At 72.9% G+C, this 20,952-nt stretch carries 17 protein-coding genes, 1 tRNA gene and 1 riboswitch; of the genes, 14 read left to right on the forward strand and 4 right to left on the reverse strand.

The genetic code is table 11. The annotated features are described in order from the left end of the window. Positions 1 to 1,230: YfhO family protein (locus BJP40_RS11025; RefSeq protein WP_143065930.1), on the reverse strand; the 1,230-nt coding region annotated here is incomplete at its 3' end. Positions 1,231 to 1,458: 228 nt separating this feature from the next. Here BJP40_RS11025 and BJP40_RS11030 point away from each other — a divergent pair. The 13 genes from BJP40_RS11030 to BJP40_RS11090 all read left to right on the forward strand — a co-directional run bounded on the left by BJP40_RS11030 (position 1,459) and on the right by BJP40_RS11090 (position 15,806). Next, positions 1,459 to 2,439, forward strand: coding sequence for a glycosyltransferase family 2 protein (locus BJP40_RS11030; RefSeq protein ID WP_071280246.1), 981 nt, complete (start codon positions 1,459 to 1,461; stop codon positions 2,437 to 2,439). Then, positions 2,436 to 2,864 carry a GtrA family protein gene (locus BJP40_RS11035; RefSeq protein WP_071280221.1) on the forward strand — a complete coding sequence of 143 codons (429 nt, stop codon included), beginning with the start codon at positions 2,436 to 2,438 and terminating at the stop codon, positions 2,862 to 2,864. Before BJP40_RS11030 ends, BJP40_RS11035 begins: the two co-directional genes overlap by 4 nt. A 124-nt stretch (positions 2,865 to 2,988) precedes the next feature. Then, entirely contained in the window at positions 2,989 to 3,639 is a 651-nt protein-coding gene (locus BJP40_RS11040; protein WP_071272811.1) for a SurA N-terminal domain-containing protein, read from the forward strand. Between the two features lie 47 nt (positions 3,640 to 3,686). Next, positions 3,687 to 4,661: a nucleoside triphosphate pyrophosphohydrolase gene (locus tag BJP40_RS11045; protein ID WP_071280222.1), complete on the forward strand. Its 975-nt coding sequence runs from the start codon at positions 3,687 to 3,689 to the stop codon at positions 4,659 to 4,661. 190 nt (positions 4,662 to 4,851) lie between these two features. Next, positions 4,852 to 6,120, forward strand: coding sequence for a cytochrome P450 (locus tag BJP40_RS11050; RefSeq protein ID WP_071280223.1), 1,269 nt, complete (start codon positions 4,852 to 4,854; stop codon positions 6,118 to 6,120). A 112-nt stretch (positions 6,121 to 6,232) separates the two neighbouring features. Continuing rightward, positions 6,233 to 7,276 carry a transglycosylase family protein gene (locus BJP40_RS11055; RefSeq protein WP_071280224.1) on the forward strand — a complete coding sequence of 348 codons (1,044 nt, stop codon included), beginning with the start codon at positions 6,233 to 6,235 and terminating at the stop codon, positions 7,274 to 7,276. 271 nt (positions 7,277 to 7,547) lie between these two features. After that, a riboswitch (cyclic di-AMP (ydaO/yuaA leader) is annotated at positions 7,548 to 7,726 on the forward strand. A gap of 3 nt (positions 7,727 to 7,729) precedes the next feature. Further along, positions 7,730 to 8,452: a transglycosylase family protein gene (locus BJP40_RS11060; RefSeq protein WP_071280225.1), complete on the forward strand. Its 723-nt coding sequence runs from the start codon at positions 7,730 to 7,732 to the stop codon at positions 8,450 to 8,452. Between the two features lie 299 nt (positions 8,453 to 8,751). Next, positions 8,752 to 10,041 (forward strand): phosphopyruvate hydratase, encoded by a 1,290-nt coding sequence (gene eno / locus BJP40_RS11065; RefSeq protein ID WP_071272814.1) that lies wholly within the window; start codon positions 8,752 to 8,754, stop codon positions 10,039 to 10,041. A 115-nt stretch (positions 10,042 to 10,156) separates the two neighbouring features. Beyond that, positions 10,157 to 10,633 (forward strand): septum formation initiator family protein, encoded by a 477-nt coding sequence (locus BJP40_RS11070; RefSeq protein ID WP_071280226.1) that lies wholly within the window; start codon positions 10,157 to 10,159, stop codon positions 10,631 to 10,633. A gap of 36 nt (positions 10,634 to 10,669) precedes the next feature. Next, positions 10,670 to 11,209, forward strand: coding sequence for a DUF501 domain-containing protein (locus BJP40_RS11075; protein WP_071272790.1), 540 nt, complete (start codon positions 10,670 to 10,672; stop codon positions 11,207 to 11,209). Further along, on the forward strand, positions 11,206 to 12,120 hold the full coding sequence (locus BJP40_RS11080; protein ID WP_071272792.1) for a Ppx/GppA phosphatase family protein: 915 nt from the start codon (positions 11,206 to 11,208) through the stop codon (positions 12,118 to 12,120). Before BJP40_RS11075 ends, BJP40_RS11080 begins: the two co-directional genes overlap by 4 nt. A 575-nt stretch (positions 12,121 to 12,695) precedes the next feature. After that, positions 12,696 to 14,075, forward strand: coding sequence for an NAD(P)/FAD-dependent oxidoreductase (locus BJP40_RS11085; RefSeq protein ID WP_079171083.1), 1,380 nt, complete (start codon positions 12,696 to 12,698; stop codon positions 14,073 to 14,075). A 420-nt stretch (positions 14,076 to 14,495) separates the two neighbouring features. Next, positions 14,496 to 15,806 (forward strand): cyclopropane-fatty-acyl-phospholipid synthase family protein, encoded by a 1,311-nt coding sequence (locus BJP40_RS11090; RefSeq protein ID WP_071280228.1) that lies wholly within the window; start codon positions 14,496 to 14,498, stop codon positions 15,804 to 15,806. 348 nt (positions 15,807 to 16,154) lie between these two features. On the opposite strand, the gene BJP40_RS11095 is transcribed toward BJP40_RS11090, so the two are convergent. Both BJP40_RS11095 and BJP40_RS11100 read right to left on the reverse strand, forming a co-directional pair. After that, positions 16,155 to 18,686: an ABC transporter permease gene (locus BJP40_RS11095; protein ID WP_071280229.1), complete on the reverse strand. Its 2,532-nt coding sequence runs from the start codon at positions 18,684 to 18,686 to the stop codon at positions 16,155 to 16,157. An 86-nt stretch (positions 18,687 to 18,772) separates the two neighbouring features. Further along, complete coding sequence (locus BJP40_RS11100) at positions 18,773 to 19,543, reverse strand: ABC transporter ATP-binding protein (protein ID WP_371258624.1); 771 nt, start codon at positions 19,541 to 19,543, stop codon at positions 18,773 to 18,775. A 392-nt stretch (positions 19,544 to 19,935) separates the two neighbouring features. On the opposite strand from BJP40_RS11100, the gene BJP40_RS11105 reads away from it, so the two are divergent. Continuing rightward, positions 19,936 to 20,016, forward strand: a tRNA-Leu gene (locus BJP40_RS11105). Positions 20,017 to 20,220: 204 nt separating this feature from the next. On the opposite strand, the gene BJP40_RS11110 is transcribed toward BJP40_RS11105, so the two are convergent. Then, positions 20,221 to 20,763 (reverse strand): hypothetical protein, encoded by a 543-nt coding sequence (locus tag BJP40_RS11110; RefSeq protein ID WP_071280230.1) that lies wholly within the window; start codon positions 20,761 to 20,763, stop codon positions 20,221 to 20,223. Positions 20,764 to 20,952: the final 189 nt, after the last annotated feature.

The raw sequence follows: 20,952 nt of genomic DNA on the forward strand, positions 1-20,952 counted from the left end.
GGTCTCCTCGTACAGGACGGCCTCGAACTTGTGGGTGTCCAGGCCCGCGCCGCCGAACAGCGCGAACGCCGGGCCCGTGGACAGCGGGCTGTACGCGGCGGCCAGCGCCACCGCGGCCAGCACGCCGGCGCCGCCGAGCAGCGCCCGCGCCCCCGGCCAGCCGTAGGCGACGGCCCGCCACGCGGCCAGCACCACGAGGCCCGCCACCACGAACGTCTGCCGGTACGGGCTGCCGTTCGGCGTGGCGAAGACGTGCCACACCAGGTGCGTCGGCTCCCACTGGAGCGACAGCAGGGCGCCCGCCGCGAGCCCGCCCCACACCCACCGCTCGCGCACCGGCACGCCCCCGTGGAACGGCAGCGCCGCGGCCAGCAGCAGCGCCCCCGCACCCAGAAACAGCGCCGGCGTGAAGAAGCTGTACGTCGCGGGGAGCGCCCGCGCCGCCAGGTCGGTCCAGTCGGCGGGCGCGAACGCGCGCGTCCAGCCGGGGTAGGCGTGCCGCGACCCCAGGAACACGGGCGCGAGGACCGGCGCGGCAAGCCCCACGCCCAGCAGGACCGTCGCCGCGGCCCTGCCCCACACCCGCAGCGGGGTGCGCAGCCCGCCGCGGGCCGCCAGCACCAGGGCGGCGCCGATCGTCGCCATGTAGGCGGTGTAGAAGTTGGCCGTCCACACGAGGGCCACGGCCAGCGGCGCCAGCACCGGGCGGCGGCCCTCGCGGACCCACTCCGCGACCAGGCACAGCAGCGGGAAGCCGACGAGCCCGTCCAGCCACATCGGGTTGTAGGCGGCCTCGATCACCGACCAGCCGCACAGCGCGTAGGACGCCCCCAGCACGGCGGCGCCCCACCGGCTGGCGGACCCCCTGCCGTGGCGCACCAGCAGCAGGGCCATGAGCGCGGCGGCCGTCGACGTCTTCAGGACCGTGACGACGTACACGGCGAGGTCGATCCGGTCCCGCGGGAAGACCCCGACGAGCAGGGCGAACGGGCTCGTCAGGTACGTGCCCAGGTCGGGCAGCAGGCTCGTGCCGAACCCGGCCCGCCAGTTCAGCAGCGGCCCGCCGCCGGCCCGCCCGTGCAGCAGGTCCCACAGGTACGCGTGGTACGGCACGAACTGGTTGCCGAGGTCGTTGACGGCCCGGGTGCGCCCGCCGAAGGGGAAGGTGCGGGCCGCGGCGTCGCCCGCGCACACGGCGAGCGCGACGAGGACCGCGGCGAGGCCGCCCACGCGGGCGGCGGCCGCGCGCGGCCGGCCCGCCGGGGAGGGCCTGGGAGGGGGCGGGGGTCCGGAGGGGGAGGAGGCCGCTGCGGAGGAAGTCGGGGACGGAACCACGCCCCGAATATGCCAGCGCTCCGGCGGTGGAATCGGGCGTCCGCAGGCGAGTTCACCGGATGTCCTTCTGCGCGCAACGGGACGACCGTGCCCCCGACACGCACCGGGGATGTGGTGAACGCCGTGCTGATCTCGATTGTGGTGCCGTGCTTCGACGAGGAAGAGATCATCGGCCGCTTCCACGAGCGGGTGACCGAGGAGATCTCCGGATACGGGGTGGAATTCGAGCTGGTCTACGTCGACGACGGCAGTCGCGACCGGACCCTCGCCCTGCTGCGCGAGCAGGCAGCGGCGGACCCCCGCGTCCGCTACGTCTCCTTCAGCCGGAACTTCGGCAAGGAGGCGGCCATCCTCGCCGGGCTGCGCCACGCCGAGGGGGACGCGGTGGTCCTCATGGACGCCGACCTCCAGCACCCGCCGGAGCTGGTGGGCCGCATGCTGGAGCTGCACGCCGAGGGCCACGACCAGGTCGTCGCCCGCCGCAGCCGCACCGGCGACCGCGTCACCCGCACCCTGCTGGCCCGTGCCTACTACCGGCTGATCAACCGGCTCGTCGACGTCGAGCTCGTCGACGGCGTCGGCGACTTCCGGCTGCTGTCCCGGCGCACCGTCGACGCGATCCTGGAACTCACCGAGTACAACCGCTTCTCGAAGGGCCTCTTCGCCTGGGTCGGATTCCGGACGGCGACGTTCTCGTACGAGAACGCCACCCGCGAGCAGGGCCGCTCGAAATGGACGTTCGGAAAACTCCTCAATTACGGACTCGACGGTCTGCTGTCCTTCAACAACAAACCGCTGAGAGCCGCGCTCTACCTCGGAATGGCCCTGGTCGCCGCTGCCTGCTTGTATGCGGCATGGATCGTCGGTGACGCCCTCGTCAACGGTGTCGACACCCCCGGATACGTCACCCTCCTGGTGGCGGTCACCGCCCTTGCCGGGGTCCAGATGGTGATGCTCGGCGTGATCGGGGAGTATGTGGGCCGTATCTACTACGAGGTGAAGCGGCGCCCGCACTTCCTGGTGCAGGAGACCGACGCCGCGCCGGTGCGCCGGTCGGCACCCCGGGCCCGCCGACCGTCCGCAGAGGAGCTCACGCGCACATGACCGGCGTCAGCGGCCAGATCGTCAGGTTCGCCCTCGTGGGGGTGGTGAACACCGGCACGTACTACGGCATGTACCTGCTGTTCCTGACGCTCGGGCTGCCGTACGTCGCCGCGCACGTCGTCGCGTTCCTGCTCTCGATGGTCGGCTCGTTCTTCCTGAACAGCTACTTCACCTACCGCACGCGGCCCACGTGGCGGAAGTTCCTGCTGTTCCCGCTGACCAACGCCGCCAACTTCGTGATCACCACCGCCGGCGTGTATCTGCTGGTCGACGTCGCGGGGATGGCGGACACGTACGCGCCGCTGCTGGCGGCGGCCGCGGCGATCCCGGTCACCTTCGTCGTCTCCCGGACGATCATGCTGCGTCCCGAGACCCCCCGGGACCGTGAATCGTTGGCAGATGTGGCAGAAGTGGCGCCGAAGTAGTGGCCTGGGCCACAGCCACTGCTTACCATCGATCACCGCAAGGTCGTTACTGCGTTTCCCGGGGGACGCCCCCCGGTCCCCCAGCCGACGTACGACCCACGCCGGGAGGCCCCCTTTGCACCGCCTGCACCGTCGCCGCAGCACCGCGCTCCTGACCGTGTCCGCCGCACTCGTCGCGGCCCCGCTCCTCACCGCCTGCGGCAGCGGGGCGCACCCGGGGGCGGCGGCCGTCGTGGGCGGCGACCGCATCCAGACCGCCGCGCTCCAGGCCCAGGTCCGGGAGGTCCGCGCCGCGCAGGAGGCGTCCCCCCAGGCCGAGCAGCTGATCAAGGCCACGGGCGACCTCAGCCGGGAGAAGCTCAACGGCATGATCTTCGACCGGGTCGTCGACAAGGTCGCCGCGGACGCCGGGGTGAGCGCCACCCGCAAGGAGGTCCAGCAGACCCGGAAGGCCGCCGCCGAGCAGTACGGCGGCGACGCCCAGTTCGCCGCGATGCTCCTCCAGCAGCAGGGCACCGCCCCCGACGAGATCGACACCGTCGTCCGCCGCAACATCCTCATGAACAAGGTGGCCGACAAGCACGGCGTCACCAACAGCCCCGAGGGCCAGAAGAAGCTCATGGAGCTGTTCTCCGCCGCGTCCGAGTCCCTCGACATCGAGGTGAACCCGCGCTACGGCACCTGGGACGACGAGAACATCCAGCTCGGCCGGTACGAGGCGCCCTGGCTCCGCCAGCTCACCCGCGACCCGGCGACGGGCCCCGAAGGGCTGTAGACCCCGCCCCGCGGAGGGCACGCGGCGGCGGGCGGTAGGTTCGTGGGGTGAACGCTGAAGCCCCCGGAGCCGGCCGCATCGTCCTCCTCACCGCCAGCCACCGCGTGGCCCCCGGACTGCTGTCCTGGCCCGCATGGCAGGCCCTGCACGCCGCCGACCGGGTGCTCTGCGCCGACCCGCGCCACCCGCAGCTGCCGTACCTCCGCGAGGCGGGCGTCACCGTCGACGTCGCGGAACCGGCGGCCCGGGACCTGGCCGCCTGGTGCGCGGACGGCGCGCGCACCGCGGTGGTCCTCGCGTCCGGCGAGGGCGACCGGGCCCTCACCGACGGTCTGGCCCGCCTCGCCGGCTCCGGCCGCGCCGCCCTGCCCGATCTGGAGCTGCTCCCCGGCTCGTACGACCTGCCGGGGGCGCGGCTGCTGGACCTCGTCGAGGTCATGGACCGCATCCGCCGCGAGTGCCCCTGGTCCTCCCGGCAGACCCACCGGGGCCTCGCCAAGTACGCCATCGAAGAGGCGTACGAACTGGTCGAGGCGATCGAGGACGGGGAGCGCGGGGAGCTGCGCGAGGAACTCGGCGACGTCCTCCTCCAGGTGGTCTTCCACGCCCGCATCGCGGAGGAGGACGAGGAGGAGCCGTTCTCCGTCGACGACGTGGCGGCCACCCTCGTCGACAAGCTCGTCCACCGCCACCCGCACGTCTTCGGCGACGAGCACGCCGAGACGCCCGAGGAGGTCAAGGCGCACTGGCTGCGCACGAAGGCGGAGGAGAAGCAGCGCACGTCCGTGACGGACGGCATCCCGCTGGGCCAGCCCGGCCTCGCCCTCGCCGCCAAGCTCGCGGGCCGCGTCCGCACCGCGGGCCTGGACGTCCCGCTGCCGGCCGGCCGGGGCGTCGGCTACGAACTGCTGGCCCTGGCCGTGCGCGCCGAGGCCGAAGGCGCCGACCCGGAAGCCGCCCTGCGCGCCGCCGCCCGCACCTACCGCGACGCCATCCTCACGGCGGAACGCCAGGGGGCGTAGCCCGACACGCGCCCCCGCCAGGCCCCGGACCGCCGGGGCGCCGGGACCGTGCGGGGCGCCAGGCCGCCGGCCGCCGGGCGGGGCGCTCGACCGGCACCGGGGCCGCCCCAGGCCCTCCGGCGGCGGGCCGCGGGCCCCTGAGGCGGACCGTGCCCGTCGGGGCCGCCCCGCGGGCGGATACCGTCGGAGGGTGAACGCCCCGCACCACGGCCCCGACACCCCGCCCGAGCTCTTCACCTGGGAGTTCGCCGCCGACCCGTACCCGGCGTACGCCTGGCTGCGGGAGCACGCGCCCGTGCACCGGACCCGGCTGCCCAGCGGCGTCGACGCCTGGCTCGTCACCCGGTACGCCGACGCCCGGCAGGCCCTCGCGGACCAGCGGCTCAGCAAGAACCCCGCGCACCACGCCGAGCCCGCCCACGCCAAGGGCAAGACCGGCATCCCGGGGGAGCGCAAGGCCGAGCTGATGACGCACCTGCTCAACATCGACCCGCCGGACCACACCCGGCTGCGCCGGCTCGTGTCGAAGGCGTTCACGCCGCGCCGGGTCGCCGCGTTCGCGCCCCGCGTGCAGGAGCTGACCGACTCCCTCATCGACGACTTCGCCACGAAGGGCGAGGCCGACCTCATCCACGACTTCGCCTTCCCCCTCCCCATCTACGCCATCTGCGACCTGCTCGGCGTGCCCCGGGAGGACCAGGACGACTTCCGCGACTGGGCCGGCCAGATGATCCGGCACGGCAGCGCGCCCCGCGGCGGCGTCGCCCGGGCCGTGAAGCGGATGCGGGCCTACCTCGTGGAGCTCATCCACCGCAAGCGCGAGGACCGGCGCCACGAAGGGGCGGAGGACCTGATCTCCGGCCTCATCCGGGCTTCCGACCACGGTGAGCACCTCACCGAGAACGAGGCCGCCGCCATGGCGTTCATCCTGCTGTTCGCCGGCTTCGAGACCACCGTCAACCTCATCGGGAACGGCACGTACGCGCTGCTGCGCGACCCCGGGCAGCGCGCGCGCCTCCAGCGCTCCCTGGCCGCGGGGGAGACCGGCCTGCTCGCCACCGGTGTGGAGGAACTCCTGCGCTACGACGGGCCGGTGGAGCTCGCCACGTGGCGGTTCGCCACCGAGCCGCTCACCCTCGGCGGCCAGGAGATCGGGCGCGGCGACCCGGTCCTCGTCGTGCTCGCCGCCGCCGACCGCGACCCGGAGCGGTTCGACGACCCCGACACCCTGGACCTCGCCCGGAGCGACAACCAGCACCTGGGGTACGGGCACGGCATCCACTACTGCCTGGGCGCACCGCTCGCACGGCTGGAGGGGCAGACCGCGCTGGCGACCCTGCTGACCCGTCTCCCCGACCTCGACCTCGCGGTCGAACCGGGCGAACTCCGTTGGCGCGGCGGGCTCATCATGCGGGGGCTGCGCACCCTACCTGTCCGCTTCACCCCGGAAAGGCCGTGACACTCCGTCAAGGCTGTGATCTACGCGTGATCTCCTCTGCATCGACTTGTGATGCACGGGCGAATGGCCTACGTTCACCGTCACCTCAGCAGTCACGCGAAAGGCCCAACGCATGCGCTCCGGGAACGGACGACACCGTCGACCCCGTCAGGCTCCTGCCCTCGTCGTCGCGGCGGGGGTGACCGGATCAGCGATCGCCCTGCCCCTGCTCGGCGCCGGCTCCGCGTCGGCGGCGGACGCCGCGACCTGGGACCGCGTCGCCGAGTGCGAGACCGGCGGTCTGTGGAGCGCGGACCTCGGCAACGGCTACTACGGCGGGCTGCAGTTCTCCCAGGAGACCTGGCAGGCGTACGGCGGCACCGACTACGCGCCCCGCGCCGACCTGGCCACCCGCGCCGAGCAGATAGCCGTCGCCGAGCGGGTGTTCGCGGCGCAGGGCGCGAAGGCGTGGGAGACCTGCGCGCCGATCGCCGGCCTCGGTACCGCGGTCGGCGGCGGCGCCACCCCCACCTCCCCGGCGGACGGCGGTCAGGAGACGGCCACCCCCGAAGAGGCCGGCACCGGGGCGGACAAGAGCAGCGACAAGGCAGACAAGGCGGACAAGGGAGACGAGGAGGGTGAGGGCGGCGTGTCCGACGTGTCGGATGCCGCCGGGTCGGCGGAAGGCGCCGAGGAGCCCGGCGCGGCCTCCACCGGGCCCGACGCCTCCACCTCCCCGTCCGCGCAGCCCTCCACCGCTCCCGCCGAGGAGGGCGGGACCGAGGCCGCTGCCGAGGGGAGCGCCGTACCGGCCCCCGGCACGGCCCCCGACCCCGCGCCCGGCACCGGCAAGCACCGCGGCGAACCGGCCAAGGACGAGGTCCCGGAGGGCCTCGGGGTGCCCGGCACCGAAGGTGCGGAGGCGACCGCTCCGGGAGCGGTCGCCGAGGAGCGCGGGAACGGGCGGCACGCCTCGCGCGGCGACGCGGCTGCGCGCGGCCTCGACGGCGCCCCGGCCGACGGCACGTACACGGTGCAGCCGGGCGACAACCTGTGGGCCATCGCGGACACCCACGAGGTCCCCGGCGGCTGGACGGCGCTCTACGGCGCGAACCGCGAGGTCGTGGGTGACGACCCCGACCTCATCCTGCCTGGTCAGAGCCTCGATCTGGGGTAGGAACAAGGGTAGTTACGGGCGGAATGTCCACTTCCGTGGAAGTGAGACAAGAGTCTCTTCGCTCCAAGTGGCGCCCGGCCGCCCCCAAGTCGCCGCACTCCAGGGCTCACCTGCACAAATGTGCGCCAAAAGGGGGCGCGTGCGCCGGGTTTGAGCTCGATGTCCCCCTTTGAACTCGCACCGGCTTTCTGATTACGGTCAGGACCGCTCGCCACCGCGGGCCCCGCCGACCGGTACGCCGAATCCTGCCGACGGCCGACGGGAACAGTCGACGCTTCGTGCGCCGCAGGCAGGAGCGGGGGACCCAAGGTAAGTGCCGGGTCCGGCCGTCGAGAGACGGCCGGCCACCGGCTTGGGGTGAAGCCGCGCGTCCGTCAGGGCGCACACGCGGCCGGGCGACTCCCCGCCCGAACCCGACAGCTCACCTCGCAGGCGTCGGTGAGGAGATACGCCATGCTGCTTTCCGGCAAGGGCAAGCACCGTCGCCCGTCCAAGGCCGTCCGATTCGCCGCGTTCGCCGGGATCACCGGTGCCGCCGTCGCCGCGCCGCTGATGGTCGCCACCAACGCCAACGCCGCCACCTCCGCCGAGTGGGACCGCGTCGCCCAGTGCGAGTCCGGCGGCAACTGGTCCATCAACACCGGCAACGGCTACTACGGCGGCCTCCAGTTCAGCGCCTCCACCTGGGCCGCGTACGGCGGCACCAAGTACGCCCCGACGGCCAACCTGGCCAGCAAGTCCCAGCAGATCGAGATAGCCGAGAAGGTCCTCGCGGGTCAGGGCAAGGGCGCCTGGCCGCACTGCGGTGTGGGCCTGTCCAATGCCCCGTACGGCGGAGGCGCCGCCCAGGCCGCGCCGAAGGCCCAGGCGAAGCCCAAGGCGCAGCCGAAGCCGAAGGCCCAGGCCCAGCCCAAGGCCCAGCCGAAGGCCGCGCAGTCCGGCGAGCGCGCCTCGCGCGCCGAGACCCGCGAGGTCGCCCCGTCCACCGCCCCGGCCAAGCCGAAGACGGTCAAGAAGGGTGACGGCGAGTACACCGTCGTGGCCGGCGACACCCTCGGCACCATCGCCGAGAAGCAGGGTGTGAAGGGTGGCTGGAAGAAGCTGTTCGACCTCAACAAGGACATCGTCGAGGACGCCGACCTCATCTACCCGGGCCAGCAGCTCCACCTGAGCTGACCGGCCGCCCCGGACCGGCCCCGGCCTGACGCGTCCTCCCCCGTGCGCGTCGGGCCGGGGCCTCCTGCCGCGCATGGCGAACCGTCACAAAGCGGGCGATGACGGATGAGGAAAGCCCTGCTCATAGCGGTTACCTGCGGGTAGGAATGGTGTCCATTCGTCCGGAACCGCCAGTCTTCGTGTCCTTTTTCGTCCCAGGGGGCGGGCAGTCGCCGGGCACGGCCGTCCCGCCGGTTAGGCTCTTGCCGCAAGGCCAAAGATCCTGCACTCCACGCGTCACATCCCAGAAGGAGATGCTCGTGCCGTCCATCGACGTCGTCGTAGCCCGGGAAATCCTGGACTCCCGAGGCAACCCCACGGTCGAGGTCGAGGTCGGCCTCGACGACGGCAGCACCGGCCGTGCTGCCGTTCCTTCCGGTGCCTCCACCGGAGCGTTCGAGGCCCTTGAGCTCCGCGACGGTGACAAGGACCGCTACCTCGGCAAGGGTGTCGAGAAGGCCGTGCTCGCCGTCATCGAGCAGATCGGCCCGGAGCTCGTCGGCTACGACGCCACCGAGCAGCGGCTGATCGACCAGGCGATGTTCGACCTGGACGCCACCCCGGACAAGTCCTCGCTCGGCGCCAACGCCATCCTCGGCGTCTCCCTCGCCGTGGCCCACGCCGCAGCCGAGGCGTCCGACCTGCCGCTCTTCCGCTACCTCGGCGGCCCGAACGCGCACCTGCTGCCGGTGCCGATGATGAACATCCTGAACGGCGGCTCGCACGCCGACTCCAACGTGGACATCCAGGAGTTCATGATCGCCCCGATCGGCGCGGAGTCCTTCTCCGAGGCCCTGCGCTGGGGCACCGAGGTCTACCACACCCTCAAGAAGGTCCTGAAGGACAAGGGCCTGTCCACCGGCCTCGGCGACGAGGGCGGCTTCGCCCCGAACCTGGACTCCAACCGCGCCGCGCTCGACCTCATCCTGGAGGCCGTCAAGCAGGCCGGCTACACCCCGGGCAAGGACATCGCCCTGGCGCTCGACGTCGCCGCGTCCGAGTTCTACAAGGACGGCGCCTACGCCTTCGAGGGCAAGTCCCGCACGGCCGCCGAGATGACCGACTACTACGCCGAGCTCGTCGAGGCGTACCCGCTGGTCTCCATCGAGGACCCGCTGTTCGAGGACGACTGGGACGGCTGGAAGACCATCACCGAGAAGCTCGGCACGAAGGTCCAGCTCGTCGGTGACGACCTGTTCGTCACCAACCCGGAGCGCCTGGCCCGCGGCATCGAGGAGAGCGCCGCCAACGCCCTGCTCGTCAAGGTGAACCAGATCGGCTCGCTCACCGAGACCCTGGACGCCGTCGAGCTGGCCCAGCGCAACGGCTTCAAATGCATGATGTCCCACCGCTCCGGCGAGACCGAGGACGTCACCATCGCCGACCTCGCCGTCGCCACCAACTGCGGTCAGATCAAGACCGGCGCCCCGGCCCGCTCCGAGCGCGTCGCCAAGTACAACCAGCTGCTGCGCATCGAGGAGATCCTCGACGACGCCGCGGTGTACGCCGGCCGCAGCGCCTTCCCGCGGTTCCGCTCCGCGAACCAGTAAGCGCGGCGGGCACCGGGTCCGCCGACCCGGTGGTTCGCGTACGTCCCCGGCCACGGTCCCGTACCGTGTCCGGGGACGTCGTACGTGTACGTGGGGGCGAAGGAGGAGCGAGCCGATGGCGACGCAGAACCGGGAACGGTTCTCCACCGCGACCAGGCTGCGGCTGCTGGGCGAGCAGACCGCCGCCCGCGTCTACCGCTCCCAGAACCGCCGCCAGGCGCGCCGCTCCCGCCTCACCGGCCGGGCCGCGTTCCTCGCCCTCGTCGTCTGCTCGATGATCGTGGCGCTCGCCTACCCGATGCGGCAGTACGTGTCCCAGCGCGGCGAGATCGCCGAGCAGGAGCGGCTCGCCCGGGAGGCCGCGGCCCGCGTCGAGGAGCTGCGCGACGAGAAGGCCCGCCTCCAGGACGACGCCTACATCCGGCGCCTCGCCCGCGAGCACCTGCACTACGTGATGCCCGGCGAGACCGCGTTCACCATGAACGACCCCGAGGCGGCACCCGAGCGCCGCCAGGACCAGGAAGGCAACGGCCGACCCTGGTACTCCAACGTCTGGGACGGCGTCGACCGCGCCGACCAGCAGGACCGCTAGTACGCCCCACAGGAACAAGGCAGGCACAAGGCAGGCATGGACACGCCCCCTCCGCAGACCGAACGCACCGAGCCGACCGAGGCCGACGTCGCCGCGTTCAAGGAACAGCTCGGCCGCCCGCCGCGCGGCCTGCGGGCCATCGCGCACCGCTGCCCCTGCGGCGAGCCCGACGTGGTGGAGACCGCGCCCCGGCTCCCCGACGGCACCCCCTTCCCGACGACGTACTACCTCACGTGCCCCCGCGCCAACTCGGCGATCGGCACGCTGGAGGCGAACGGCGTCATGAAGGAGATGACGGAGCGCCTGGAGCAGGACCCTGAGCTCGCCGCCGCCTACCGCGCCGCGCACGAGGACTACCTCGCCCGCCGCGACGCCATCGAGGTCCTGGAGGGCTTCCCCAGCGCCGGCGGCATGCCCGACCGCGTCAAGTGCCTGCACGTCCTGGTGGCCCACTCCCTGGTGGCCGGCCCCGGGGTGAACCCGCTGGGCGACGAGGCCCTCGCGATGCTGCCCGAGTGGTGGGCGAAGGGCCCCTGCGTCCAGGTCGACCGCGCGGAGGAGGGTGGCGCACGGTGACGCGCGTGGCGGCCGTCGACTGCGGCACCAACTCGATCCGCCTCCTGGTGGCGGACGTGGACCCGGCGACCGGCGAGGTCGTCGACCTCGACCGACGGATGACGATCGTCCGCCTCGGGCAGGGCGTGGACCGCACGGGCCGGCTGGCGCCCGAGGCGCTGGAGCGCACCTTCGCGGCCTGCCGCGAGTACGCCGCCGTCATCGAGGAACTCGGGGCGCAGAAGCTCCGCTTCGTGGCGACGTCCGCGTCCCGGGACGCGGAGAACCGCGACGACTTCGTCCGGGGTGTGCGGGACATCCTCGGCGTGGAGCCCGAGGTGGTCACCGGCGACCAGGAGGCCGAGTTCTCCTTCACGGGCGCCACCAAGGAGCTCGACGGCACCGACTCCTACCTCGTGGTGGACATCGGCGGCGGCTCCACCGAGTTCGTGGTGGGCACGGAGCACGCGCGGGCGGCCCGCTCGGTGGACATCGGCTGCGTCCGCCTGACGGAGCGCCACGTGCGGACCGACCCGCCGTCGCGGGACGAGGTGGCGGCGATCCGCGCCGACGTCCGCGCCGCCCTGGACCTGGCCGAGCGGACCGTGCCGCTGCGCGAGGCGGACACCCTGGTGGGTCTCGCCGGCTCGGTGACGACGGTCGCGGCCGTCGCCCTGGGGCTGGAGGAGTACGACTCCTCGGTCATCCACGGCTCCCGCATCTCCGCCGGGCAGGTTGCCGAGGTCACCGAGCGGCTCCGGGCGATGACCCACGACGAGCGCGCCGCGATCCCGGTCATCCACCCGGGCCGGGTCGACGTGATCATCGCCGGGGCGCTGGTCCTGCGGGAGGTCATGGAGCGGGTCGGCGCCCGCGAAGTGGTCGTGTCCGAACACGACATTCTGGACGGGATCGCCCTCTCGCTCGTGTAGGGGGCGGGGCGGCGGACTCGGGGCGGCGGCGTTCCCCGGTACGGGCAGGAGGGCCGGGTGCGCCCCCCTGCCGGCGCCCCCGGCGGAGGTGCTTCCGCCGGGGGTCTCGCGGGCGGCGGCGGCCGTCCCGCCGGCCCCGTGTCCTGGGGTTCCGGCCGTGCACGGCCTCCCGTACGGGGGCCCGTCAGCCCTGTGGAGGGGGGCGTCGAACCCGGTCCGACGGCCTGTCGGAAAAGGTTCGTGAAGTTCTTCACAAGGAAAAGGGCCCCGAAGGGGGTCTCCGGGGCCGTGGAGGCCCTTGCGATCACCTGTCAGGGCCCTTTCACGCCCGTGTTCCGTAAGTGGAAGCGGGTTTCCAGCGGATGAACCGAAGGGCCCCTCCGGTGTTGCCAAGAGCTCTCCGGGCCAGTTCACAGGGGGTGAGGGGGAGGTGAACAACGTCTTCCGTCACACCGTGGTTCCCGGCCTGCGCCATGACATCGGTCACGTGGGCGGCGCAGTGTAGCAGAGGTCTCGCCGGACCTTGTGAAGGGGCGCACGAGCGACCCCTCGGACGGGGGTGGATACTCGATGGCATGAGCACCACGGAGCGTCCCAGGATCCTCGTAGTAGGCGGTGGGTACGTAGGCCTGTACGCAGCTCGCCGCATCCTGAAGAAGATGCGCTACGGCGAGGCGACCGTCACGGTCGTCGACCCGCGCTCGTACATGACGTACCAGCCCTTCCTCCCCGAAGCCGCCGCCGGCAGCATCTCGCCGCGGCACGTCGTCGTCCCGCTGCGACGCGTGCTGCCCAAGGCCGAGGTCCTCACCGGCCGGGTCACCACCATCGACCAGGACCGGAAGGTCGCGACGATCGCCCCCCTCGTGGGCGAGGCGTACGAGCTGCCGTTCGACTACCTGGTCGTCGCGCTGGGCGCGGTCTCCCGCACCTTCCCGATCCCCGGCCTCGCCGAGCAGGGCATCGGCATGAAGGGCATCGAGGAGGCCATCGGCCTGCGCAACCACGTGCTGGAGCAGCTCGACAAGGCCGACTCGACCACCGACGAGGAGGTCCGCCGCAGGGCGCTGACCTTCGTCTTCGTCGGCGGTGGCTTCGCTGGTGCGGAGACCATCGGCGAGGTCGAGGACATGGCCCGCGACGCCGCCAAGTACTACAAGAACGTGTCCCGCGAGGACATGCGCTTCGTCCTGGTGGACGCCGCCGACAAGATCCTCCCCGAGGTCGGCCCCAAGCTGGGCACGTGGGGCAGGGAGCACCTTGAGGGCCGCGGCATCGAGGTCTACCTCAACACCTCCATGGACTCCTGCGTCGACGGCCACGTGGTGCTGAAGAACGGCCTGGAGGTCGACTCCAACACCATCGTGTGGACCGCCGGCGTCAAGCCGAACCCGGCCCTGTCCCGCTTCGGCCTCCCGCTCGGCCCCCGCGGCCACGTCGACTGCGAGCCGACGCTCCAGGTCAAGGGCACCGACTACATCTGGGCCGCGGGCGACAACGCCCAGGTCCCGGACCTCGTCGGCCGCAAGGCGGGCAACGAGAACGCCTGGTGCCCGCCGAACGCCCAGCACGCGCTGCGTCAGGCCAAGGTCCTCGGCGACAACGTGGTCTCCGGCATGCGGGGCTTCCCGCAGAAGGACTACGAGCACGCCAACAAGGGCGCCGTCGCGGGCCTCGGCCTGCACAAGGGCGTGGCGATGATCGTCATGGGCAAGATGAAGATCAAGCTCAAGGGCCGTCTCGCCTGGTACATGCACCGCGGCTACCACGGTCTGGCCATGCCGACCTGGAACCGCAAGATCCGCATCTTCGCGGACTGGACGCTCGCGATGTTCCTGAAGCGCGAGGTCGTGTCGCTCGGCGCGATCGAGTCGCCGCGCGAGGAGTTCTACGAGGCGGCCAAGCCGGCGCCGGCGCCCGCGGCGTCGAAGCCGGAGAAGGCCAAGGCCTCCTGACCCGGCCGTCCTGAAGGGCCGTCCGCCATCCGTGGTGCGGGCGGCCCTTCGGCGTACCCGCGCCCGATCCGGCGCCGCGGGCCCCTGACGCCGCCGGCCGGCCGGGGCACGGTGTCCGGAGGCGTGTGCGGGCGCACCCGGGCCGGACCCGCGGGGCCGCGCACCCCGGGCGCGTCGCGCCGCGGTGTGGGCGGTCTCCCCCGGTCAGGGCGGTCTCCCGGCAGGTGCGGGCGTCCCGTCCGCGGGCGCGCAGGCGTGCGCGCGGCGGCCGGGCGAGCCGGGCGTGCGGGGGCGCGGCGCTCCGGGGCGTGGCGCGCGGACGGCTGCGACTTTGCGTGGTTTGGGGACTGCTTTCCGTCGCCCCGGGGTGTTTTCGTGGTGCCGAGCATTTCCTGCGATGGCGTCATGGAGGTGTGCACCATGTCCGACACCGCTTCCCGGCTGGCCGCGCTCGCCGAGGACCTGACCGGCGTCCCGCTCCCCCTGCGGGTCCGGGCCTGGGACGGCAGCGAGGCGGGGCCGCCCGGCGGCGACGTGCCCGTCCTGGTCGTCCGCCACCGGCGCGCCCTGCGCCGGCTGCTGTGGAAGCCGGGTGAACTGGGCCTGGCCAGGGGCTGGGTCTCCGGTGACCTGGATGTCGAAGGCGACCTGTACGAGGCGCTGGACCGGCTCGCCGGCCCCGTGTGGGAGGGGCCGCACACCGCGCCGAGCGTGCGTGACCCGCGGGTCCGGGAGGCCGCCGCGGAACTGCTGCGGCTCGCCGGTCCGTGGCCGCCGCCCCCGCCGCCGGCCGAGGAGGTCCGGCGCCGCCGCGGCCCGCTGCACACCAGGGGGCGGGACCGGCGGGCGATCAGCCACCACTACGACGTCGGCAACGACTTCTACGCGCTCGTCCTGGGCCCGTCGATGGTGTACTCGTGCGCCTACTGGTCGGAGGGCGGCACCCTGGAGACCGCCCAGCACGACAAGATGGAGCTGGTCTGCCGCAAGCTCGGCCTCCGGGACGGCGACCGGCTGCTCGACGTCGGCTGCGGCTGGGGCTCCCTGGCCCTGCACGCCGCCCGCCACCACGGCGCCGCCGTCACCGGTGTCACCCTCAGCACCGAGCAGGCCGGGTACGCCCGCAAGCGGATCGCCGAGGAGGGGCTCGCGGACCGGATCGAGATCCGCGTGCAGGACTACCGTGACGTCCGCGACGGCCCGTACGACGCGATCGCGTCGATCGGGATGGCCGAGCACGTCGGCGCGGTCGCCTACCGGCAGTACGCCGACACGCTGTACGGCCTGCTGAAGCCCGGCGGCCGGCTCCTCAACCACCAGATCTCCCGCCGCCCGGAGCCGGACGAACAGGCGTACCGCGTCGACCCGTTCATCGACGCGTACGTCTTCCCCGACGGGGAGCTCGCGCCCGTGGGGCGCACCACCACGCTGCTGGAGGAGGCCGGTTTCGAGGTGCGGGACCTCGAAGCGCTCCGGGAGCACTACGCGCTGACGCTCCGCCGCTGGGTCGCCCGGCTGGAGGACCGCTGGGACGAGGCGGTACGCCTCACCTCGCCGGCCCGCGCCCGGGTCTGGCGGCTCTACATGGCGGCGTCGGCAGTGTCGTTCGAACGCGGCCGGATCGGCGTCAACCAGGTCCTCGCCGTGAAGACCCCCGCCGCCGGCCCCTCCGCCGGAGCCTCCCGCATGCCGCTGCGCAGCCGCGCCTGGGGCGGGGGCGGGGCTGCCTGACGGCGGGCCGCACGGGTGACGGCGTACGGCCCGGTGTGCCGGCGGGGGCATCGTCAAGGCCGCGCCGCCCCGGTGCGAGGCGGGCCGGGGGGCAGGACCGCGCCGCCCGGTGCGAGGGTGGTCCGCCGGTGTGACGGCTGGCCATCGGGAGGATCGCGCCGCCCCCGTGCGGCGGTGCTGCCCCGCCCCGGCCGGCAGCACGCTTCCGGTCCGCGGCGGCCGACGGCCGACGGGCGGAGGGCGGTGGCTCCGGAACCGTCACCGGCGCGCGGCCCGGACGGCACGAGGGCCGGGCTCCCGTGACGGGAACCCGGCCCTCGGCCCGGCGGGCGGGGGAGCGGGACGCGCCTACTCCGCCTTGATCGCGCTCAGCATGTTCAGCTTGGCCGCACTGCGCGCCGGCCACATCGCGGCGAGGACGCCGACGAGTCCGGCCAGCACCAGGAAGATCCCGATGCGGCCCCAGGGGAGCACCAGGGCGTAGTCCGGGAGGCTGCCCTTGATGGTCTCGCCGATGGCCCAGCCGAGGAACGTGCCGAGACCGATGCCGACCACCGCGCCGAACAGCGAGATGACCACGGCCTCCAGACGCACCATCCGCTTCACCCGGCGGCGGTCGAGGCCGATCGCCCGGAGCATGCCGATCTCCTGCTGGCGCTCGAAGACCGACATGGCCAGCGTGTTGACCACACCCAGCACGGCGATCAGCAGGGCCATCCCCAGCAGCCCGTACACGATGTTGAGCATCATGTTGATCATGCCGCCGATCTGGTCCCGGATGTCCTTCTTGTCCAGGACGGTCATCGCCGGGTTGTCGCCCAGCGCGCCGATCAGCGCCTTCTCGTTGGCCGCGGACTCGCCGCCGTCCATCTTCACGTAGATCTGCGGGATGTACGGCTTCACGTCGTGCGGGTTGACGACGGAGGTGTCCACCACGACCGGCGAGAGCAGCTCGGAGTCCTCGTAGAGGGCCCCGACGGTCAGCTTGCCCTTCTTGTCGTCGTTGAAGGTGGCCTCCAGGGTGTCGCCGACCTTCCAGCCGCGGGCCTCCGCGGTCTTCTCGGCGACCGCGATCCGGCCCTGGGCGAGGGAGTCCAGGGAGCCGTCGACGATCTCGACGTGCAGCACCTGTCCGAGGGCGCCGGCGGTGACGGCGGACGCGGACGCGAAGTGGCCGTCCAGCTCCAGGTAGGCCGCCTGCTGCGGGGAGACCGCGGTGACGCCCGGCGCCTTCTCCAGGGCGGTCAGCGCCGACTGGTCGAGGAAGCCGCCGCCGGCCATCTGGACCATGTAGTCGGCCTTGATCTGGTCGGTGGTCATCCGGTCGATGGACTGGCCGACGGTGACACCGATCACCGACAGGCCGGTGACCAGGGTCAGCCCGATGGCGAGGGCGGAGGCGGTCGCGCCGGTGCGGCGCGGGTTGCGGACCGCGTTCAGCCCGGCGAGCCGGCCGGAGATGCCGAAGAGGCGGACGAACAGCGGGCGGATGAGCGCGATGACGGGCCGGGACAGCAGCGGGATCAGCACGATCATGCCGATGAGGGTGAAGAACGCGCCTCCGGCGATGAGCCAGCGGCCCGTGTCGCTGCCCTTGACGGCGCCCAGCACGACCAGGGCGGCGCCGAGCCCGGCGATGACCGCGCCGATGGTGTTGCGCACGACGAGCGAGCGCTGGCTCTGCGCGGCGTGCATGCTGTTCATCGCGGCGACCGGCGGGATCTTCGCGGCGCGGCGGCCCGGCAGGTAGGCGGCCACCATCGTGATCAGGACACCGACGGCGACGGCGGCGATGACGGGAGCGGCGGTGATCACCAGCGGACCGCCCGGCACCTTCAGGTCGAAGGCGGCCATGCCGCTGCGCAGCCCCACCGCGAGGCCCAGGCCCAGGGCGAAGCCGGCGGCGGCGGCGACGAGGCCGACGATCGCGGCCTCCATCAGCACCGACCGGGTGATCTGCTTGCGGGACGCGCCCACGGCCCGCATCAGCGCGACCTCCTTGGTGCGCTGCGCGACGAGCATCGTGAAGGTGTTCGCGATGAGGAAGACACCGACGAAGAGCGCGATGCCGGCGAAGCCCAGCAGGATCTGGTTGAACGCGCCGAGTCCCTCCTCGATCTCCTTGGCCTGCTCGTCGGCGAGCGCCTGACCGGTCTTCGCCACGGCGTTGTCCGGCAGCAGCGGCAGGACCGCGTCGAGGATCTTCCCGTCGTCGGCGCCCTTGTCGGCGACGACGGTGACCTCCTCGAAGAAGCCGGGCTTGAGGAACAGCTTCTGGGCGGCCTCGGTGTCGAACAGCACCAGGCTGCCGCCCGCGCTGACGGCACCGTCGTCGGTGGTGAAGACGCCCTGCAGGGTGTACTCCTTCACCGGCCCGTTGGTGGCGACCCGCACGGAGTCGCCGACCTTGTACCCGCCGGCCTCGGCGGTCGCCTTGTCGAGCGCGATCCGGTCGGCCGCGGTCGGGCCGCCGCCTTCGACGAACGCGTACTGCGGGTCCTTGCCGTCCGCGCCGGGAGCGAAGTTCGAGCCCTTGTTGGACCAGCCGACGCCGATCAGCTTGCCGTCGCCGTCGGGTACGCCGGCGAAGCCCTGTACCCGGCCGGTGGCCGAGGCGACGCCGTCGAGGTCGCCGATCCTGCCGAGCGTGGCCTCGGATATGCCGGGCTCCTCCGTGGCGCTGTTGGGGTCGGCGTACGAGCTCACGGCGACGGCGACGTCGTCGTAGCTCTTGGCGGACTGGCTGCGGAAGGCGTTGTTGAGGGTGTCGGTGAAGACGAGGGTGCCGCTGACGAAGGCCACGCCGAGCATCACGGCGAGCACGGTCATCAGCAGCCTGGCCTTGTGCGCGAGCACATTGCGCAGGGCGGTACGGAACATGGTTACGGGTCCTGGGGTGGGTGGCGGGGTCCGGGTGTGTGCGGGGGTGGCGCGTACGGCTCGGCGCGGTGGCCGGCCCTTACGGCTCAGCTCGTGCGGCCCTTGGTGTCGAACTCCTTCATGCGGTCCAGCACCCCGTCCGCCGTGGGCCGCAGCATCTCGTCGACGATCCGGCCGTCCGCCAGGAAGATCACGCGGTCCGCGTACGACGCGGCCACCGGGTCGTGGGTCACCATCACGACCGTCTGCCCCAGCTCCCGCACCGAGTTGCGCAGGAAGCCCAGCACCTCCGCGCCGGAGCGCGAGTCCAGGTTGCCGGTCGGCTCGTCACCGAAGATGATCTCCGGTCGGGAGGCGAGGGCCCGCGCCACGGCGACGCGCTGCTGCTGGCCCCCGGAGAGCTGCGCCGGGCGGTGGCTCAGCCGGCCGGACAGGCCCACCATGTCGATGACCCGGTCCATCCACTCCCGGTCCGGCTTGCGGCCCGCGATGTCCATCGGGAGGGTGATGTTCTCCAGCGCGGTCAGCGTCGGCAGCAGGTTGAACGCCTGGAAGATGAAGCCGATCTTGTCCCGGCGCAGCTGGGTGAGCTGCTTGTCCTTCAGGGTCCCCAGCTCGGTGTCGCCGATGCGCACCGAACCGGAGGTGAAGCTGTCCAGGCCGGCCACGCAGTGCATCAGCGTCGACTTGCCGGAGCCGGACGGGCCCATGATCGCGGTGAACTCGCCCTGCGGGAACTCCACCGTGACGCGGTCGAGAGCGACCACCCGGGTCTCCCCCTCTCCGTAGACCTTGCTCAGATCCTGGGCGCGGGCGGCCACCGAGGTCGCGGCGCGGGGGGCGGTCGAGGTGGGGATCACGAGGGGGCTCCTGTCACACATGGCGTTCTTCGAGGACGTGTTCCATCGTCCGCGCCGGAACCCCGCCGCACGTCCGCCCCCGTGCCCGTTCCCGGGGCCGACTGGAGTCGGACCGCGGGGTGGCGGTCTCCTCCTGAGGTATGACGGTCACCCTGAGACCCGGCGCCGACGGCCCCCCGTCGGGACGCGCCGTGACGGACGGCGACTTTCCGTCATTCCCCGGGGGCGGGATGTGCGGCCGCGAACCCCGCGCCGCTGCTGCGCAACGCCCCCTGGGGGTGCTGACGCCCCCTCAGACCTCAATAAAATAAGACAACATCGAGCCGTAAGTCCGCTGTTCGGGGGACCTCACCCGGATAGGCTCGTGTGCTGACGCGGAGCCGCGCGTAGCCCGGGTGGTGGAATGCAGACACGGCGAGCTTAAACCTCGCTGGCCTCTGGCCGTGCCGGTTCGAGTCCGGCTCCGGGCACTTCACTCGCGTAGGGGCCGTGACCCTCGCGAACGGCACGTCCGCCCGCGCGTCTCCCGTCCGCGCCACGGCCCTCGCGCCTGCCCGCCCTCGTCGGCCGGCCGCGGAACCGTCCCATCCCCGCACCCGCGACGCGCCTCCGCGTCGCGGCCCCTGACGCACAGCCTGCGCGTGCCGCCGGCGCGTGGGCCCCGGCATCACGCCTCACTCATCGTCGGACACCCTCTTCCAGGGCGCGCAACCCTGGGTCTGAAACGCCTTGTCGCCGGGCAGCACCGTCACGGTGGCCGGCCCCTGCCCGGCGTTCCCGGCAATGATGTCCTCCGCCGCGCCCGTCGTCCCCTTGAGCCGGAACCAGGAACAGAAGCCGGTGGCGGCGTCCGCCGGGCCGCTGCTCCGGTACACGCCTGGTGCCATGTCCTCGCCGATCAGGAACGTGCCGTCGCCGGGGATCTCACTGCTCGGGATGCCGGAGGCAGACGCGGGTGTGTCCGGGGGCCGCGCGGCCGCGGTGGCCGGTGGTGACGCGGTGGCGGTCACCGTGGCCGTCACGGTCGTGCCGGCCTCGGGCGTTCCGTCGCCACCAGGGGCGGCGAGGAGGCCGACGAGCAGTCCGGCCCCCAAACCGACCAGGGCCGCCGCACCGTGGGTGACCGCCGTGCGGGCGGGGCGGGACGGGGGCGGCGTCCCCGGTTGGGGGCGGACGGGGCCGGCGGGTGGGCCCGGTGGGGGGTGGTCGGGGGTCATGCCGACAGCGTGCCTCCGGTGGCTTCGCGCCGCATCCCGCGCGCCGCAGGGAGCCGGAGGGTCGTACCCGTCGTCGGCCGGCGGGCAGGGGCGACGGTCCCGGGCGGAGCGGCCGGAGCTGGGGCGGGTGGGCGGACCGCCGTGGGCGGGTGTGGTGCACCTCACCCGGTGTCACTTCGGCAGCCGGGC

The organism is Streptomyces sp. CC53, assembly GCF_001865245.1.
Lineage (GTDB): Bacteria > Actinomycetota > Actinomycetes > Streptomycetales > Streptomycetaceae > Streptomyces.